Here is a 15915-nt window from a genome sequence, read left to right on the forward strand (position 1 = left end):
GCGCGATGACGTCGGCACCCTGGCCGTTCCACGAAGCGGGCGGTCACGAATCGCGCTGCAGCAGCGCATTGCTCTCCGCCCACCAGCTGAAGGCTTCGCCCGCCTCGACCACGTCGCCGGGATCGGTAGCCGCCTGAAGCCGCCGGATGAGGCCCTTGTAGTCACCCTTCGGCCGCGGATTGGCCATGGCGAACGACAGGGCCTCGTCGAGCGTATCGATATCGAATACGGCCGACCCCGCACGCACCCTCACCATCGGGATGGCGGCGGAACCCACAGAATGTATCCGATCCACAACAGGCATGGCAAAACCTCCAGCAATGGAGTATCAACGCGCGTAACGCTGCGCCGTTCCCGCGACTGATCGGAATGTCGTCCCCAGTTTTCCCCTCCGATCTCATGGCCGAGCGGGTATGGCTCGCGGGCGTCGCGCCCCCGAGCTATTTCAGCGTGATCCAGATCGCCTTGGTCTGCAGATACTGGTCCATCGCCTCGGTGCCGTTGTCGCGGGTCAGCGAGCCCGAGCGCTTGTAGCCGCCGAAGGGCGTGGTGATGTTGCCCTCGGAGAAGCCGTTGATCGCCACCGTGCCGCACGGCAGGCGCCGGGCGAGGTGGAACGCCTTGTCGATGTCGCGGGTGAAGATCGTCGCGTGCAGCCCGTAATCGCTGTCGCGCGCGATGGCGAGGGCCTGCTCGGCGCTGTCGACCGGGATGACGCCCAGCACGGGCCCAAAGATCTCCTCGCGCGCGATGCGCATGGCGGGGTCGAGCCCGTCGAACACGGTGGGATCGACGAAGCACCCGTCCAGCCCGGCGCTCGGGCCGCCGCCGGCGAGCAGCTTCGCGCCCTCGCCCTTGCCGATCTCGATATAGGACAGCACCCGCTCGCGATGCTCGGCGCTGACCATCGAGCCGAGGTCGGTCGCGGGATCGAGCGGATCGCCGACGACGAGCGCCTTGGCCTTTTCCAGCACCGCATCGAGGAACGCGTCCTTCACCTTGGCGTGAACGATCTGGCGCATGTTCGCGGAGCAGTTCTGCCCGCCGTTCCAGAAGGCGGCGGAAATGGCGGAGGAGACCAGCGTGTCGTCGATATCCGCATCGTCGAGCACGATCATCGGGCTCTTGCCGCCCATCTCCAGCCCGACCGGCTTGAGGTTGCTCTCGCTGGCGTACTTCAGGAAGTAGGCACCGACCTCGGTCGAGCCGGTGAACGACACCGCGTCGATGTCCCTGTGCCGGCCGATCGCCTGTCCGGCGGTCTCGCCGAAGCCGGGTACCACGTTCAGCACGCCCGCCGGCACGCCGGCTTCAGCCGCGAGTTCCGCGAGACGCAGCGCCGAGAGCGGGGTCTGCTCGGCCGGCTTCAGCACGGCGGAACAGCCCGCCGCCAGCGCCGGCGCGAGCTTCCACGCCGCCATCAGCAGCGGGAAGTTCCACGGCAGCACGAGACCGACCACACCGATCGGCTCCTTGACGATGAGGCCGAGATTACCCTCGCCGGTCGGCGAGACCTTGCCGAAGCTCTTGTCGATCAATTCCGCGTACCACTGGAAAAACAGCGGCACCTCATGGCCGATCTCGTTGAGGCAGTCCTTGATGGTCTTGCCGGAATCGAGGCTCTCCAGCACCGCGAGTTCCTCGGCGTGCTCGCGCACGAGGCTGGCCAGCTTGAGGAGCACCGCCTTGCGCTCCTCCGGCGCCGCGCGCGACCACACGCCCGCCTCGAAGCTGCGCCGCGCCGCCGCCACCGCGAGGTCGACATCGGCTCCATCGCAGGCCGCGACCACGCCGAGCACCGCGCCGGTCGCCGGATCGATATTCTCGAACACCTTGCCCGACGCGGCCGCGTGCCACGCGCCATCGATGAACGCCTTCGAGGGCACGGCGAGGCCCCCGGCGATGGTGCGGTACTGGTCAGCGGACTTGTAGGCGCTCATATCGAGATTCTCCGGTCAGATGGCGGGTTCGGGAAGCGGCGTCGGCGCCGACAGCCCGAAGCGGGTGGCAAGGCGGGCGAGATCGTCGGCGATGCCGGCATGAAGTTCGACGCCCTCCGCCAGCGCCCGGCGCTTGCGCGCGAGCGCAGCCTCGCCCGGCAGGCGCACGGCCGGCGCGTCCTCGGGCACGCTTGACTGCCGGCAAGCATCGGCGAGCCAGGAGGTCTCGCGCAGGAAGCCGTCGAGACCGCCGAAGGCGGCTGGCGCGAAGGCCAGCACCAGCACGCTGGCGCCCCATTGCGTCGGCGCCTCGGCACGGCCGAAGGCCCCTAACCCCTGCGTCAGCGCCTCGACCATCAGCGACAGGCCGTAGCCCTTGTGGCCGTGATCCAGCCCGCCGATCGGCAGGATCGAGCCGCCGGACTTCAGCGCATTCGGGTCGTCGGTGGTGTTGCCCGCGCCGTCCTTCAGCCACATCCCCGGCAGCCGCTTCCCGCCCGCCCGCGCCCGCCCGCACATGGCAGCGGTGGTGACCGAGGTCGAGACGTCGATCAGGATCGGCTCGGGCGCGCAGGGGATTCCGGCGGCGATGGGGTTCGGCGTCATCACCGGCGTCAGCCCGCCGAACGGGGCGACATGGGCGTCGCTCGGATCGGACGAGAACACCAGCGTCAGCAGGCCAGCCCGCGCCGGCGCCTCCAGGAAGGTCGCGAGGCAGGCGATGTGGTGGCTGCGTCGGATGGCGATGGCGCCGATGCCATAGGTCGCGGCGCGGCGCGCCGCCTCCTCCACCGCCAACGCGGTGGTCCACACGCCCGGCAGCCGGCGCGCATCCCAGGTCGCCACGGCGGCGAGGTCGGAGACTACCTCCGGCCGGCCCTCGCGCTCCATCGTGCCGTTGTCGAGTTCCTCGACATAATCGGCCAGCAGCGCGAGCCCGTGCGTGGTGTGGCCGAGCAGGTCAGCCTCGCTGAGCCCGCGCGCCACCGCATTCGCCGGCTCGTCCGGCAGGCCGGCGGCCTGCAGCACGCCCTGCGCGAGGGTGACCAGATCGGAACAGGCGTAACGCGGCGCCATTGAAAATCCTCAGGTACCAGCGCCGCTCAATGGCGGCGGACGGAAATGTGCCAGGGAATGAGCAGCTTCTCGGCCAGCGAGACGGCGCCGAACAAGGCAAGGCCGAGCAGAGTCAGGAAGAAGATGCCGGCGAAGGCGAGATCGGGGCGCATGTTGCCGGTGGCGATCTGGATGTAGAAGCCGAGCCCCTGATCCGACCCCATGAATTCGGCGATGGTCGCCCCCACCGTCGCGTTCAACGCGGCGTATTTGAACCCGACGAAGCATTGCGGCAGCGCCGCGGGCAGCCGCACCTTCCAGAACGTGCGCAAGGGTCCGGCCCCGGTCGAGCGGCAGAACCGGGTGAGTTCGTCCGAGAGCGAGCCGAACGCGTGGATCGAGTTCAACGCGACGGGGAAGAAGCACACCAGCACGACGATCACCACCTTCGGCAGCAGGCCGAAGCCGAGCCAGGCGATGAACAGCGGCGCGAAGGCGATCTTCGGCACCATCTCCAGGCTGACCAGGAACGGGTAGACCGTGCGCTGCAACGGCCGCCAGAAGGCGATGGCGAGCCCAACCGGCACGCCGATGCAGATGGCGAGCACATAGCCGATCACGCTCTCCAGCCCGGTGATCAGCGTGTAATCGATGAGGCGCGGGATGTCCGCCCAGCCCTTCGTGACGATGTCGGAGGGCGTCGGCAGGATATAGGCGGGCACCTTGAACAGGACGACCGAATATTCCCACACCAGGAAGAAGCCGACGAAGAAGGCGAGGAACGGCCAGGACCGGGTGATCGCCCGCCACGCCGCCGCGCCCGCAAAGGTGGCCGCGCGCGCGATGGGGCCCAGTTCCGGCGGCATGCTAGAGGACACCATAGTCATGGAAGATCCCCTGAATCTCGCGCACATACTGGGTGAAACGGGGGCTGGACTTGACCTCCATGTCGCGCGGCCACGGCAGGTCGATCGGGATCGACCGCTCCACCCGGCCGGGCCGGGGGGTGACGACGCAGACGGTGGAGGACAATTGCACCGCCTCCTCGATGGAATGGGTGACGAACACCACGGTCGGCCGGCGCTTCATCCACAGCGACTGGAGGTCGGTGCGGATGCTCTCGCGCGTCATCGCGTCGAGCTTGCCGAGCGGCTCGTCGAACAAGAGGGTGTCCGGCTCGTGCACCAGCGCCTGGCAGAAGGCGGCGCGCTGCTGCATGCCGCCGGAAAGCTCATAAGGGTGCCGGCGGGCGAATCCCTCCAGCTTCACCGAGCGCAGCAGGTCGTCGATGCGTCCGGCATAGTCGGCCGGATCGAGTCCACGCAATTCGAGCTGCAGCGCGACATTGCCCCACACCGTGCGCCACGGCACCAGCGTGTTGTCCTGAAACATGATGCCGATATCGGTGCGCGGCTTGCGCACCGGCGCGCCGTCGAACGACACCTGCCCGCTGGTGGCCTCGAGCAGGCCGGCAATCATCAGCATCAGCGTGGACTTGCCGCAGCCCGAGGGGCCGAGCAGCGAGACGAAGCTGCCCGCCTCGATGGTCAGGTCGACAGGGCCGAAGGCGTGCACCGCCTGCGGTCCCACTCCGAAGGTCTTGGTCAGCGCGCTTATCTCGATCGTCGCGGCCATTGCCTGTTCCGTTCGCCGTGGTCGATTCCGGGTCTTCCGGCAGCCTTCCGCCGGCGTCATCCCGGAATGGCCGCAGGCCGTATCCGGGATCGAGACCCATGCTGGCTGGCGATCCCGGCTCGCAGGCTGAGCCTGCGGCCAGGATGATGTTCCTTGGAAGCGAGGACGCGCCTATTTCGGCAGGAAGTCGTTGGTGTAGAAGGCGCTGGCCGGCTCCTTCGTCTCCAGGCCGTTGTACTTCTTCATCAGGTCGACCATGTCGGTCCAGTCGGCCGGCACATTCATGCCGAGCACCTTGCCGGTATTGGCCTTGGAATAGAGCACGTCGAGCGTGACCTTCTGCACCTCGGCCGCCTGCTTCTTGCCGGCCTCCTCGTTCATCGTGCCGCCGACGATGTCGCCCATGGCGTTGATCGCCGCCTGCGGGTCGGCCTCGGCCGCCTTGTAGGACTTCACCGTCGCCGCGAGGAAGCGCCGCACGAGGTCGGGGTTCTTGGCGATGGTGTCCTTGGTGGTGACGATGCAGTAACCGACCTGGTTCACGCCGTAGTCCGAGTACGGGAAGGTGATCGGCGCCGCCCCGCCCGCCGCCTTGATCTCGGCCGGCTTGTCGTCGAGCCCGCCGAGCAGGCCGACGGTGCCGCCGGCGCCCTGCAGGTAGCTCGACACGAGCGCCCCGTCCGGCACGTTGATGATGCCGACATCGGCCTCGGTCAGCCCGGCATTCTTCAGCACCAGCGGGAAGAAGGTGTTCACGCCGGCATTGGCGGTGGTGAGCAGCTTCTTGCCCTTGAGGTCGGTGATCTTGGTGACGCCCGCATCCGGCCGCACGATGATGGCTTCCGTGCCCATGGCGTCGATCACCGCCACCGAGACCAGCGGCGCGCCCTTGGCGGCGAGGTTCACGAGGCCCGCGCACGAGCCGTAGGAGAAGGTCGAATCGCCATTCGCGACGAGGCGGTGCGCCGAGCCCGAGCCGTTGCCCGAGCGAATGTCGAGGTTAATGCCGGCATCCTTGAAGTAGCCGCGGTCCTTGCCCAGCGCGAAAGCCGCGTGTGAGCCGTACCACATCCAGTTGAGCCGCAGCCGCACATCGTCGAGCGCCTTTGCCTCGCCGGCCGCGAACAGGCTCACGGCGAGAAGCGCCGCACCGGCGAGTCGTTTTCCGAAGGTCGCAGTCCTGGTCATGTCGATCCCCTTCTGGTTTTTGCTTCAGCGTGACTGGAACCGCTCAGACCGGCAGGCAGCCGGGACCGAGCGCCTCGTAGGTCTTGTAGGTCAGGACGAATTCCTGGTGGCCGAGGGCTTCCGACTTGGTCGGCACGCCCGACGCGGCCGCGATGATCGCGTCCACGAGGTGCCGCCCGACGTCCTCCACCGTCTCCACGCCATCGGCGATCGTGCCGCCGTTCACGTCCATGTCGCCTTCCATCCGGGCGAAGGTGCGCGAGTTCGACACGCTCTTGATGACGGGCGCGACCGCCTGGCCCACCACGGAGCCCGCACCGGTGGTGAAGAGAATGAGATGGCATCCGCTCGCCACCATCTCGGTGATGGTCTGGGTGTCGTTGATGTTCGGGATGCCGTAGCGCACCGGCCCGTCATTGACGGTGTCCATCAGGTAGAGGCCGCCGGCGGGGGCACGCACGCCGGGCTTGATGAGGCCGCTGATCGGCCGCGACCCGCTCTTGGCATAGGCGCCGAGCGACTTCTCCTCGAGGGTGGAGAGCCCGTACTTGATGTTGCCGCCGCCGAAGCTGCCATGGCCGAGATCGGTGTAGTAAGTGTCGGCCTTGCGGACCGCCTCGCGCAGCGCCTCGGCAAGTTCGGGGGTCGTGGCACGACCGGCCATGTGGCCCTCGCAGCCGATGAGTTCGCAGGTTTCCTCGAACATCACCGTCGCGCCGGCGTCGACCAGCAGATCGGTGGCATGGCCGACCGCCGGGTTGATGGTCACACCCGACAATCCGTCCGATCCGCCGCATTTGGTGCCGATGACGAGGTCCGACAGCGCGAGGGGAACCGAGGGCGCCTGCGCCAGCTGGGCAAGTTGCGACTCCACCCAGGCCCGCCCCTTCGCCACCGTGCCGGCGGTGCCGCCGAGCGCCTGGATGGTCATCAGTTCGACCGGACGCCCGCTCGCCGCGATCGCCGTCTTCAGCCGTGTCCGCTGGAACTCCTCGCAGCCGAGCGAGACCAGCAGCACGGCGCCGACATTGGGATGGATGGCGATGGCCGTCATCACCCGTTCGGCGTAGTCGCTCGGATAGCAGCCGGGAAAGCCGATGAGTTGCACGCCGTCCGTCTGGTGGGGCGCCGCGATCATGCGGGCGACGTGGTGGGCACACTCCACCAGATAGGCGACCAGCACATAGTTGCGGATGCCCTTGCGCCCGTCCGGGCGGAGAAAGCCACGCATGCCCCCGGCCAACGGGGGCGCGGACGGTGCGGCATGGCTATTCATAGTGGTCCTCGTCATTGTTCAGGTAGCGGCTCGCGACATTGTGGACGTGAACGAGGTGCCCCCGCGCGATCGGCCTCCGCGTGATCGCCACGGGCATGCCGAAGCGCACGATGTCCTGCCCCTCGGCGATGTCGTCGAGAGCGACCTTGTGGCCCTGCGGAACGTCCTCCTGCGCCCGCAGCGATACCCCCGACAGCGTCGCGGCGATCTCGCCGGCGCGGATGTCGCGCAGCGCGACGCCGACATTGTCGCCGGACGCCAGGACGATGAGGTTCGCCGACACGGCCATCCGCGTTCCTCACTCCGCCACGAGATTGGGCGTGCCGATGCGGCGCATCATCTCCAGCGTTGCCGCCCGGTAGCGCGGGCGCGCATCGCGCGTCGGCGGACGGCAGCGGCTGGACGGCAGCCCGACCAGTTCCATGCAGAGCTTGTCGAGATAGCCGTCGCCGCTGGTGAAATCGCGCTCGATCTCGACCCAGAGCTTGTAGAAGGGCATGGCTTCCTCGACCAGCATGCGGGCGACTTCCGCGTAGTTTCCGGCTCCGATCTCGCGCACCAGCTTGAGCCCCCATTCGGGCCAGAAATTGCACAGATGGACCTCGAAGGCCTTCGCGCCCAGCGCCGGCATGGCGCTGAAGGCGAAGAAGAGATTGTTGTCGATGATGGTGAAGCGCTTGGAGAAATGCGCCGCCACGCTCTCGAATTCCATCGCGTCGGTGCGCGGTGTCGCCCATTTGAGGCCGACCACGTTCGGGATCTCCGCCAGCCGCTCGACCATCCGGAACGAAATGTTCGTCGTATTCCAGAACGTATTGTAGATGATGATTCCGATTTCGGGCGCCGCCGCGGCCGCCGCACGCACGAATTCCTCGAAGTCGGCCTCAGTGTGGCTGAAATAGAACGGGCACGACACCTGGATGAAATCGGCGCCGATGCGCTGCGCCGCCTGGGCTAGACGTACGAGTTCCAGCGTCGAGGTGGTCTGGGCGCCCATCGCCACGGGGACGCGGCCCGCTACTTCATCGATGACGATTTCGGCGACGCGCACCCGCTCGTCGAAGGTCATGGTGGAGAAGTCGCCGGCCGCTCCGCCCGCGAGGAACACGGCCGTCTCGGCCGTCAAACCGCCATCGATGAGGAAGCGCACATAGGTGCGCAGCACGCCCTCGTCGACGGGAAAGCCGTCCTCGTCGCGAAACGGCGTCGGCACCGTCACATAGCAACCTTCGAGTTTCTTTTTCAGTAGTTCCGTTTGCACGTCGTTACCCCGCCGCTCGCGGCAGCAACGCCTCACCCGCGCCACCGGCCAGGCGACCGGAAGCGTTCACGGGCGGGAGCGCCGCGCGTCCACTGCTGTTTCATGTCGGCAAGTCTCGGCGCCGCCCCCTTGGTCAGCGGCTCCCCGAAACATTTCGTCGCTCAATAGTGACGGCAAAACATCCAATGAATTGACATATCCGGTCAGGTTGTTGATTTTTCTGGCCACACGAATGGCGATGAGGTTTGCCGTGCCGACCGCTCCGTCCGCCGACGCCACCGCGGCTCTGCCGGCAGGCAGCGTGCCGGCCTTCAATTTCATCCTGCAGCCGGAGTTTCCGCTGAACGCGCTGGTGCTGGCGAGCGAGGCTCTGCGCATCGCCAACCAGAACAGCGGCCGCGAAATCTTCCGCTGGCGCTTCGTGTCGGAGGACGGCAACCCGGTGCGTGCCAGCAACGGGCTGTGGATGTCCGCCGACGACAGCCTGCAATCCATGCCCGCGGCCGATTTCTACCTCGTGTTCGAGGGAAACCTGCCCATGCAGCGCAATTCCTCGAAGCTTCTCAATCAATTGCGCACCGCCGCCCGGTTCGGCGCCAGCATCGGCGCGGTGGACACCGGCACGTTCGCGCTCGCCCAGGCCGGACTGATCGACCGGCGCGACGTTGTCCTGCACTGGGAGGCTGTGCCGACGTTCCGCGAACGCTTTCCCGAGATCGGCGTCAAGGGCCAGATCTATCTGATCGACGGGCAACGCCTGACCTGTGCCGGCGGCATCGCCACGCTGGACATGATGCTCGACATCATTGGCCGGCTCAAGACACCGACGCTCGCCAGCGAGGTGGCCAATGCCCTCGTCTACGCCCCGCGTCCGGCCGCCGCGCCGCAAAGGCTCGATGATCTACCCGGCGCGACGGCGAGGCCCACCCTCGCCGACCGCATGGTGGCGCTGATGGAACGCCATCTCGACTTCCCGCTTCCGCTGGACGAACTTGCGGAGCGGCTGGAGGTCTCGCCCAAGACGGTCCTGCGCGAATGCCGGCGCAGTTTCGACGAGACGCCGATGCGGCTCTACCTGCGCATCCGCCTGCAGGCCGCGCGCAACATGCTCTTCTACGAGGAGTTCGGCATCAAGGATGTCGCCACCGCCTGCGGCTTCTCCTATCCGAGCGTGCTGTCGCGGGCCTTTCACGCGCAGTTCGGCATGACCCCGCGCGACTTCCGCGCCTCGCTGCGCCGCCAGCAGAACCAGACCTACCGCCCGGAGGTCCGGCGCCTGTCCATCGCCCCGCCTTTCGACCCGGCGGGCGCGGCCGACGACGCCGCTCCGCCACCCGATGACCCGCACGGCTAAATTTGCGTCTATTTTAATCAAGTTGACCGACAAAACTCGGTCACTATGGAACAAACAAGACATCGCAACATCCCGCGCCGGATGTACTCGGCGTAAGCCGTCCGTAGGCACACATAAAAACCGAAAATGACCGCACACGCCCGGAGAACTATTCTCCGGGTCGGGAAGACTTGTTTTGTCGATTAACAGTATCGGCTGCATTTCACCGGAGTTGGCCGCTCGACGACCTTGGCGGGCAAAGACACAACAAGCCAAAGGTGGGGAATTATGAAGACGACCACAGATCACGCACACGCGTCTCGCCGCGGCCCCAGCCGCCGCACGTTCATGGCGGGGGCCGGCGCGCTCGCCGTCGGCATGCCGTTCATCGCCCGCCCGGCCTTGGCCGCGCCGATCGAGATCGTCCACTGGAGCTGGCTCGCCGCCTCCGATGGCGAGGTGTGGGCCAAGATGATCGACGCCTTCAACGCCGCCCACAAGGACAAGAACGTCCAGATCCGTATGGAACTGGTGCCGGAGGAGCAATACGTCACCAAGGTGCTCGCGGCCACCGCGACCGGCAAGGCGCCGGATTTCGGCTGGGGCACCGCCGGCAAGGCGGCAGCCCTCGCCCGCGACGAGGTGACGGTGCCGCTGGACGATGTCGCCAAGAAGGTAGGCCTCGACCTCGGCGACTTCAGCAAGGCCTCGCTGACCGCCTCGCGCTACCCGAAATACGACGACAAGCTCTACATGATCCCGATGGATCTGATGAGCCTGCAGCCGCTGATCAATCTCGACATCGCCAAGGAGGTCGGGCTCGACGGCTCGAAGCCGCCGACCGACGCCGCGAGCCTGATGGAATGGGCGAAGGCGATGACCAAGACCGAGGGCGGCAAGGTCACCCGCTCGGGCATCATGATGACCGGCGCCGGCGTGCAGCCCACCGTCACCTGGGGCATCGTCTCCGCGCAGATGGGCTTCCGTCGCGCCAGCGACGATCTCAAGACCGCCTGCGTGAACCCGGAAGCCGGCATGAAGGCCATGCAATGGGTGCTCGACCTGTTCGACAAGCAGAAGGTCGCCACCCGCGACGTCACCGACCGCTACAAGGCGTTCGGCACGGGCCAGGGCGGCATCTTCTGGACCGGCCCCTGGACGCTGAACGGCTATCTCGGCCAGAAGCTGAACTTCGAGGCGGCGCTGTTCCCGAATATCGGCGGCACGCTGCGCACCTATAGCGAGATCGGCGGCCTCGAACTCTACACGCAGGCCGACAAGGGTCGCTACGAGGCGACGATGGCCGCGGTCAAGTGGCTGTCCGACAACAGCTTCCTCTGGACCACGGCCGGCCGCGGCGCCTCGCCGCGCAAGTCGATCCTCGACCGGCCCGATTACAAGACCGCCGGTGCGCCCTGGAAGGTCCGCGGCCCCTTCGTCGAAGGCATGTCCTTCGCCACCGAAGGCGAGATCCCGGTCGTGGCCGGTCCCGACTTCACCATCTACTCCGGCGGCAATTTCCTCGCCAAGACGCTGGATGGCGTCTGGGCCGGCAGGACCCCCATCGACGCGGCCATGGCCCAGTTGAAGGAAACCTGGCAGCGCGGCCTCGACGAAGGCTGACGGAATCGACCGGCGGCGCTGTTCCGTACAGGCGCCAGCGCCGCCGCCATCTTGCTCCCGGATGATGCCGATGAACGCCGTGACCTCGCGCGCCGCGCGCACACCACCGCAGGCGGGCGCGCCCGAGCCGGCCATGGACCGGCGGGTCGATCGCATCGGATATCTGTTCGTGGCGTTCTTCGCCGTGCCGTTCTTCGTCTTCAACATCCTGCCGGTGTTCTTCGGCGTCTACGTCGCCTTCACCCGCTGGAGCATCGTCGGCACCCCGCGCTGGATCGGGTTCGAGAACTTCACCCGGGCCTTTTCCGATGCCTGGGTGATGCTCGCCTTCCAGAATGCGCTTCTGTACGGATTGCTGATCGTACCCGGCGTGACGGGGCTCGGGCTCGCCTTCGCGCTCTTCGTCAGTCGCGGCTACCCGCTCTCGGGGCTGGCGCGCACGCTGTTCTTCGCCCCCAATGTCGTCTCCGCCTCGGTGATCGGCCTCGTCTGGGTGTGGCTGCTCGATACCCAGTACGGGCTGGTGAACCATTATCTCGGCATGGTCGGCGTCGGCCCGATCCCGTGGCTCACCTCGAGCGACTGGGCACTGGTCGGGGTGAGCATCGCCTCGGTGTGGTGGGATCTCGGGCTCGCCTTCGTGCTGTTCCTCGCCGCGCTGCAGGACATTCCCGGCGACCTCAAGGAAGCCGCGCTGGTCGACGGGGCCGGCCCGTGGGCACGGCTGCGCTTCATCGTGCTGCCGCATCTGCGCCCGGTGCTGTCGATGGTGGTGACGCTGCAGCTGATCTCCACCTTCCGCATCTTCAGCCAGGTCTATGTGATGACCAATGGGGGACCGGGGGGCGCCTCCGCCTCGCCGATCTACTACGTCTACATGATGGCGATCGTCCGGAACCTCTTCGGCTACGCCTCCGCCATCGCCATGCTGCTCTTCATCGTGATCCTCGCGGTCACGCTGGTTCAGCGCCTCCTGCTGGCGGAGCGCGCATGATGGCCCGGCTCCGCGAACGCTTCCGCCATATGCTGGAAGAGCGTCACATGACGCTCCTCGACATCCCGCTGTGGCTGGTCGGCATGGCCGTGGCGCTGGCGTGGTTCGCGCCCTTCGTCTGGATGGTGTCGACCTCGCTGAAATTCCCCTCCGACGTGATGACGCTGGAGATCGAGTGGCTGCCGCGGCGCGTCACCTTCGACAATTACGTCAAGGTGTTCGAGTATCCGATCCTGCGCTGGGCCTTCAACAGCCTGGTGCAGGCCGTCACCTCGACCACCCTGTCGGTGCTGTTCGGCGCCATGGCCGGCTATGCGCTGGCGCGGATGCGCTTTCCGGGCCGAGACGGGCTGTTCGCGCTCTTCCTCGCCTCGCTGATGATCCCGACCGAAGTCTCGATCATCCCGATGCTGCTCGGCTTCATCAAGCTCGGCTGGGCGTCGAGCTACCAGGCGCTGATCCTGCCGACCATCGGCAACGTCTTCAGCGTCTACATCTTCCGGCAGTTCTTCCTCAGCTTTCCGAGCGAGATCGAGGATGCCGCACGGGTCGATGGCGCGGGTCCCTTCCGGCTGTTCTTCCTCATCGCCCTGCCGCTGGCGCGCGCCCCGGCGATCGCCGCGGCGGTGATCCTGTTCACGCTCAACTGGAACAACTTCCTCTGGCCGCTGCTGGTGACCTTCGACGAGCAGATGAAAACGCTGCCGGTCGGCATCGCCGCCTTCACCCCGGTGGTCGGCACCCGCACCCAGCTGGAAGGCTTCAGCGTCGCCATGGCGGCGGTCACCATCCTCAGCCTGCCGAGCCTGCTGCTGTTCTTCGCTCTGCAGCGCTACTTCATCCAGGGCATCTCTCAGGGAAGCATAAAGCAGTGACGACGACGCAAGAGGCGGATGCCCTCGGCATCGAGACGCCCCAGACCCTCTTCATCGACGATCGGTTCGAGACGGCGGCATCGGGCGCCACCTTCGAGACGATCGATCCCAGCACCGAATCCGTGCTCGCCATCGCCGCCCGCGGCGAGGCTGCCGATGTCGACCGTGCCGTCGCCGCCGCGCGCCGCGCCACCCGCGGCCCCTGGCGCGAGATGACACCGGCCGAGCGCGGGCGGATGATCTTCCGCCTCGCCGAGGTGATCCTCGCCCACAAGGAAGAGATCGCCCGCGTCGAGACGCTCGACGTCGGCAAGCCCTTGAGGGAGTCGCGCGGCGATGTTGACGGCGTGGTCGCGACGCTGCGCTACAACGGCGGCGCCGCCGACAAGCTCGAAGGAGCCACCATCCCGCTCGGGCGCGACGTGATCGACTTCACCTTGCTCCAGCCGGCCGGCGTCACCGCCCATATCGTGCCGTGGAACTACCCGCTCGGTATGCTGGCGCGCTCGGTCGCCCCCGCGCTCGCCGCCGGCTGCACCGCCGTGATCAAGCCCGCCGAACAATCCCCGCTCAGCGCGCTCTGGTTCGCCCGCTGCTGCCGCGAGGCCGGCATCCCGCCCGGCGTCGTGAACGTCGTCACCGGTTTCGGCGAGGAAGCGGGCGCCGCGCTGGTCGCCCACCCCGATGTGCGCGGCATCACCTTCACCGGCTCCGTGGAGACGGGACGTGTGGTCTACGCCACAGCCGCGCGCGGGCTGAAGCCGGCGGTGCTGGAGCTCGGCGGCAAGAACCCGGTCATCATCTTCCCCGACGCCGATCTCGATCGCGCCGTGACCGACCTGCTGGACGGCGCCTTCGGCAATTCCGGCCAGGTGTGCTCCTCCTCCTCGCGGCTGATCCTGCATCGCTCCATCCACGACGCCTTCCTCGACAGGCTCGCCGCGGCGGCTTCCCGCCTCACCGTGGGTCCCGGGCTGGACGATCGCGACCTCGGCCCCGTCGTCTCGGCCGAGCAATATGAGCGCGTCACCGGATACATCGCCGCCGGCGCCCGCAATGGGGGTCGGGTGCGCCACGGCGGCGGCCGTCCCAGCGGTCTAGGACGGGGGTACTTCATCGAACCGACCATCATCGACCGGGTGGATCCCGCGCATGTCACCGCGCGGGAGGAGATATTCGGCCCGGTGGCGGTGGCGCTCACCTTCGACACCGTGGCCGAGGCCACCGCGCTCGCCAACGGGCTCGGCTATGGCCTCGTCGCGGGTGTCTACACCGCCGATATCGGCACCGCCCTGACCCTGGCCCGCGACATCGAGGCGGGGTCGGTGTGGATCAATGGCTGGTTCATCGGCGGCCAGCAGGCCCCGACCGGCGGCATCAAGGACAGCGGTGTCGGGCGCGAACGCGGCCTGCCCGGCATCATGAACTACCTCGAAATCAAGAATGTCGGCATCCGGCTCTGACCGCACGCCGCCGCGACTTCCCCGTTCTCACGTTGACGCAAGTGAAAGACACCGTAATGCCCATGATCAAGGACGCCGAAACCTTCGACATCTTCCGCCATCCCGCGCACTGCGTGAACCAGATCGCGATGCGCACGCTGAAGAACGGTGATATCCTCGCCGTCTTCAACGAGGAACGCTTCCCGTTCCACCACGATTCCGGCCAGACGCTGATGACGCGCTCGACCGACGGCGGCAAAAGCTGGAGCGCGCCGCAGGTCGTGCTGCCCTGGAGTCAGACCGAAGGCAACTGGGACTGCGGCATCTGCGAACTCGATGACGGCTCGCTGCTGATCAACCTGACCATCACCGGCTTCTTCAAGCGCGGCGTGCGTCCCGAGCAGCCCTCGTGGTCCTCGCATCCGCGCACGCCGGAATGGGGCGACTGGACCTGGACCTACAAGCTGCAGGGCTGGCTCGGCACCTTCGTCATCAAGTCGACCGACGGCGGCGCCAGCTGGACCCGGCCCATCCCGGTGAATGTCCGCCCGCTCAAGCACGGCGGCTGCCGTCTCGGCGCCTGGCAGTTGCCCAGCGGGTCGCTGCTGATGGGCCTGTACGGCCGCATCCGCGGCTATGAGGAAGAGGGCGAGGGCGAAACCACCCGCTCGGCGCTGATGCGCTCCGACGACGGCGGCGAGAACTGGGAGTACTTCTCCACCCTCGCCTACGACCCGGCCTCCATCATCGACTATGAGGAACCCGCGCTGCTGCGCCTGCGCGACGGCCGTCTCGTCTGCTTCATGCGCACCCATACGCAGCCCTCCAGCGACGCCAAGAACATGGTCATGACGATTTCGGAAGATGACGGCTTCTCCTGGACGCCGCCGAAATGGACCAATATCTGGGGCTACCCGGCCGAGCTGATCGAGCTGCAGGACGGGCGCTACCTCATGGTCTACGGCTATCGGCGCCCGCCTTACGGCGTACGCGGCATCATCTCCGAGGATGGCGTCACCTGGGATGTGAAGAACGAGTTCGTCATCCGCGAGGGCGGCGTACCGGGCCGCACCGAGAGCGACACGCCCGGCTCCAGCCGCATGACGCCGGAGTCCGGCAAGTTGGCCGGCGGCGGCATCGACTGGCACCATCCGGGCATCTACCAGCACATCGGCTACCCGAGTGTCGCCCAGGTCGCGGACGGCACCATCGTCTGCGCCTACCATGAGTGGAGCGACGATCCCAAGCCGCTGCAGTTCGTGAAGTGCACGCGCTTCCGGGTATGAGGTCCG

General features: G+C 67.2%; 15 protein-coding genes. 6 read left to right on the forward strand and 9 right to left on the reverse strand.

Annotation, left to right across the window (positions count from 1 at the left end; genetic code table 11):
* Positions 1–43: 43 nt before the first annotated feature.
* The 9 genes from ACEUEL_RS15840 to ACEUEL_RS15880 all read right to left on the reverse strand — a co-directional run bounded on the left by ACEUEL_RS15840 (position 44) and on the right by ACEUEL_RS15880 (position 8356).
* Positions 44–277: a hypothetical protein gene (locus ACEUEL_RS15840; RefSeq protein ID WP_405707318.1), complete on the reverse strand. Its 234-nt coding sequence runs from the start codon at positions 275–277 to the stop codon at positions 44–46.
* Positions 278–440: 163 nt separating this feature from the next.
* Positions 441–1940 carry an aldehyde dehydrogenase gene (locus ACEUEL_RS15845; RefSeq protein ID WP_405707319.1) on the reverse strand — a complete coding sequence of 500 codons (1500 nt, stop codon included), beginning with the start codon at positions 1938–1940 and terminating at the stop codon, positions 441–443.
* Between the two features lie 15 nt (positions 1941–1955).
* Positions 1956–3017 (reverse strand): Ldh family oxidoreductase, encoded by a 1062-nt coding sequence (locus tag ACEUEL_RS15850; RefSeq protein ID WP_405707321.1) that lies wholly within the window; start codon positions 3015–3017, stop codon positions 1956–1958.
* Positions 3018–3043: 26 nt separating this feature from the next.
* On the reverse strand, positions 3044–3862 hold the full coding sequence (locus ACEUEL_RS15855) for an ABC transporter permease (protein ID WP_405707323.1): 819 nt from the start codon (positions 3860–3862) through the stop codon (positions 3044–3046).
* A gap of 1 nt (position 3863) precedes the next feature.
* The gene (locus ACEUEL_RS15860) at positions 3864–4631 is read right to left on the reverse strand and encodes an ABC transporter ATP-binding protein (protein ID WP_405707325.1); all 768 of its coding nucleotides are present in this window, start codon (positions 4629–4631) and stop codon (positions 3864–3866) included.
* Between the two features lie 171 nt (positions 4632–4802).
* Entirely contained in the window at positions 4803–5819 is a 1017-nt protein-coding gene (locus ACEUEL_RS15865) for an ABC transporter substrate-binding protein (RefSeq protein WP_405707327.1), read from the reverse strand.
* A gap of 43 nt (positions 5820–5862) precedes the next feature.
* Complete coding sequence (locus ACEUEL_RS15870) at positions 5863–7050, reverse strand: UxaA family hydrolase (protein ID WP_405707329.1); 1188 nt, start codon at positions 7048–7050, stop codon at positions 5863–5865.
* 37 nt (positions 7051–7087) lie between these two features.
* Entirely contained in the window at positions 7088–7384 is a 297-nt protein-coding gene (locus ACEUEL_RS15875; protein ID WP_405707330.1) for a UxaA family hydrolase, read from the reverse strand.
* Positions 7385–7393: 9 nt separating this feature from the next.
* Positions 7394–8356: a dihydrodipicolinate synthase family protein gene (locus ACEUEL_RS15880; protein ID WP_405707331.1), complete on the reverse strand. Its 963-nt coding sequence runs from the start codon at positions 8354–8356 to the stop codon at positions 7394–7396.
* Positions 8357–8606: 250 nt separating this feature from the next.
* On the opposite strand from ACEUEL_RS15880, the gene ACEUEL_RS15885 reads away from it, so the two are divergent.
* The 6 genes from ACEUEL_RS15885 (at position 8607) to ACEUEL_RS15910 (ending at position 15909) form a co-directional block, all read left to right on the forward strand.
* Positions 8607–9710 (forward strand): GlxA family transcriptional regulator, encoded by a 1104-nt coding sequence (locus ACEUEL_RS15885; protein WP_405707333.1) that lies wholly within the window; start codon positions 8607–8609, stop codon positions 9708–9710.
* Positions 9711–10037: 327 nt separating this feature from the next.
* Positions 10038–11312 carry an extracellular solute-binding protein gene (locus tag ACEUEL_RS15890; protein ID WP_405707335.1) on the forward strand — a complete coding sequence of 425 codons (1275 nt, stop codon included), beginning with the start codon at positions 10038–10040 and terminating at the stop codon, positions 11310–11312.
* 70 nt (positions 11313–11382) lie between these two features.
* Positions 11383–12306: a carbohydrate ABC transporter permease gene (locus ACEUEL_RS15895; RefSeq protein WP_405707337.1), complete on the forward strand. Its 924-nt coding sequence runs from the start codon at positions 11383–11385 to the stop codon at positions 12304–12306.
* The gene (locus ACEUEL_RS15900) at positions 12303–13181 is read left to right on the forward strand and encodes a carbohydrate ABC transporter permease (protein ID WP_405707339.1); all 879 of its coding nucleotides are present in this window, start codon (positions 12303–12305) and stop codon (positions 13179–13181) included. Before ACEUEL_RS15895 ends, ACEUEL_RS15900 begins: the two co-directional genes overlap by 4 nt.
* Positions 13178–14644, forward strand: a complete 1467-nt coding sequence (locus ACEUEL_RS15905) for an aldehyde dehydrogenase family protein (protein ID WP_405707341.1) — start codon at positions 13178–13180, stop codon at positions 14642–14644. The genes ACEUEL_RS15900 and ACEUEL_RS15905 overlap by 4 nt, the downstream gene beginning before the upstream one ends.
* A 56-nt stretch (positions 14645–14700) precedes the next feature.
* Positions 14701–15909 carry a sialidase family protein gene (locus ACEUEL_RS15910; protein WP_405707343.1) on the forward strand — a complete coding sequence of 403 codons (1209 nt, stop codon included), beginning with the start codon at positions 14701–14703 and terminating at the stop codon, positions 15907–15909.
* The last annotated feature ends 6 nt before the right edge of the window (positions 15910–15915 follow it).

The sequence above is a fragment of the Ancylobacter terrae genome, assembly GCF_045108345.1.
Taxonomy (GTDB): Bacteria; Pseudomonadota; Alphaproteobacteria; order Rhizobiales; family Xanthobacteraceae; genus Ancylobacter.